Source organism: Massilia sp. CT11-108, assembly GCF_047302915.1.
Taxonomy (GTDB): domain Bacteria; phylum Pseudomonadota; class Gammaproteobacteria; order Burkholderiales; family Burkholderiaceae_D; genus Telluria; species Telluria orientalis.
The window spans coordinates 1-1,952 of sequence record NZ_JBKYMO010000761.1 but is presented as its reverse complement, the minus strand read 5'-3'; the positions used below and the strand labels follow the sequence as shown (position 1 = coordinate 1,952).

Sequence of the window (1,952 nt, the reverse complement as noted above, 5' to 3'; positions counted from 1 at the left end):
GCGCGGCGCAGGCGACATCGCGGTCGTCGTCGAGGATCAGGAGGCGGGTGCGGGATTCAACCATCGGGCCATTCTAGCAGCGCGCATCGGGGCGTTGTACTGCCCGGCGGTCACCTGTCCGGAAGCGCACAGGGGTACCTGTCCGGATCCGGACAGTCGCGCGACAAAACCCCTTTCGGCAGGGGCAAAACGGTCGTGGCACGGGGCTTGCAAACAATGCCGGCATGACCCATCCATCTCCCGACCTCGTCACCGGCGCCGCCATGGACGTGCGCGTTCCGGTCCGGCGCGGCCGTTTCGTTCTGCGCGCCGGCGCGCTGCTGGCCGCCCTCTCCCTGGCCGCCCTCGCCGCGTGGCAGGCCTTGCCGCACGGGCTGCAGGTGGCAGCGCGCGACGTGCGCATCGCCCGCGTCGCGCCGGGCGTCTTCCGCGACGAGATCGTCGTGCGCGCCAGTGCCGAACCATTCAGCGCCATCGTGCTCGACTCCGTCGAATCCGGCCGCGTCGAGGAAGTGGTCGCGCACGACGGCCAGCACGTGGCGAAAGGCGATTTGCTGTTCCGCCTGTCGAACCCGCAGCGCAACCTGGAACTGCTGGCGCGCCAGACTGAGTACGCGCAGCAGATCTCGAACCTCGCGACCCTGCGCGTGGCGCAGGAAGCCAGCCGCACCGACCACCAGCGCCGCCTGGCGGACCTGGAATTCGCGCTGGAGCAGGCGCGCAAGCAGCATGCGCGCAACGCCAGCCTGGCCGCGCGCGGCTTCCTGTCCACGGCCGCGCTGGAGGATGCCGCCGACAAGCTCGCGCAGCAGCGCCGCCTGCTGGACGACGAACGGGCCAGCAGCGCCGCCGAGGAACAGGTGCGCGGTCGCGTGCTGCAGCAGATCGAAGGCGTGATCGCGGGCCTGCAGGCGGGCCTGAAGCTCGTGAACGCGACCGTCGACGCGCTGGCCGTGCGCGCGCCGGCCGCCGGCGTGCTGACCGATTTCCGCCTGCTCGTCGGCGAGACGGTGCGCCCCGACCAGCGCATCGGCCGCATCGACGATCCGCGGCGCTTCAAGCTGGTCGCGCAGGTCGACGAATTCTATCTCAGCCGCGTCACGACCGGACGCCCGGGCCTCGTGGTCCAGGACGGCGCCAGGTATCCGCTGCGCGTCGCCACGATCTACCCGCAGGTCAAGGACGGCCGCTTCACCGTCGAGATGGTGTTTACGGGCGCGCAGCCGCCCGTGATCAGTCCCGGCCAGGGCCTGGATGCGCGGCTGACGCTGGGCGAGCCGGCCCGGGCCCTGCTGCTGCCCCAGGGCACTTACGCCGGCGACGGCGGCGGCGCCTGGGTGTTCGTGGCGGCGCCGGACGGCCGCCATGCCGAACGGCGCACCGTGCGCCTGGGGCGCCGCAACGACACGCAGGTGGAAGTCCTGTCCGGACTGGCCGCCGGCGAGGACGTCATCGTGTCCGGCTACACGTCGTTCGGCAAGGCCGGGCGGCTGGAATTGACGAAGTGACGCGCACCCTCCAACATCACATCAACCACGAAAGAACGACATGCTCCGACTATCAGGCGTCAGCAAGATCCACACGGCGGGCGAAGTCCGCACCACGGCCCTCGACCGCATCGACCTCGAGATCGCCGCCGGCGAATACGTGGCCATCACGGGGCCGTCCGGCTGCGGCAAGTCCACGCTGCTGTCCGTCCTCGGGCTGCTCGACGTGCCGACGTCCGGAGAATACTGGTTCGAGGGCCGCAACGTGGCCGGCTGGAGCGAGGCGAAGCTGAATGCGCTGCGGCGCGGGAAGATCGGGTTCATTTTCCAGAGCTTCAACCTGATCGAGGAATTGACCGTATTCGAGAACGTCGAACTCGCGCTCGAATACACGGGCACGCCCGCGGCCGAACGCCGGCGGCGCGTGGGCGACATGCTCGAACGCCTGGGCGTGGCGCACCGCGC

General features: G+C 70.3%; 2 protein-coding genes. Both read left to right on the top strand.

From position 1 onward, the window contains the following. Positions 1 to 224 precede the first annotated feature (224 nt). The gene (locus ACEN88_RS30370; RefSeq protein ID WP_413345705.1) at positions 225 to 1,508 is read left to right on the top strand and encodes an efflux RND transporter periplasmic adaptor subunit; all 1,284 of its coding nucleotides are present in this window, start codon (positions 225 to 227) and stop codon (positions 1,506 to 1,508) included. A 40-nt stretch (positions 1,509 to 1,548) separates the two neighbouring features. Further along, the coding region (locus ACEN88_RS30365) for an ABC transporter ATP-binding protein (RefSeq protein WP_413345703.1) at positions 1,549 to 1,952 on the top strand (404 nt) is incomplete at its 3' end.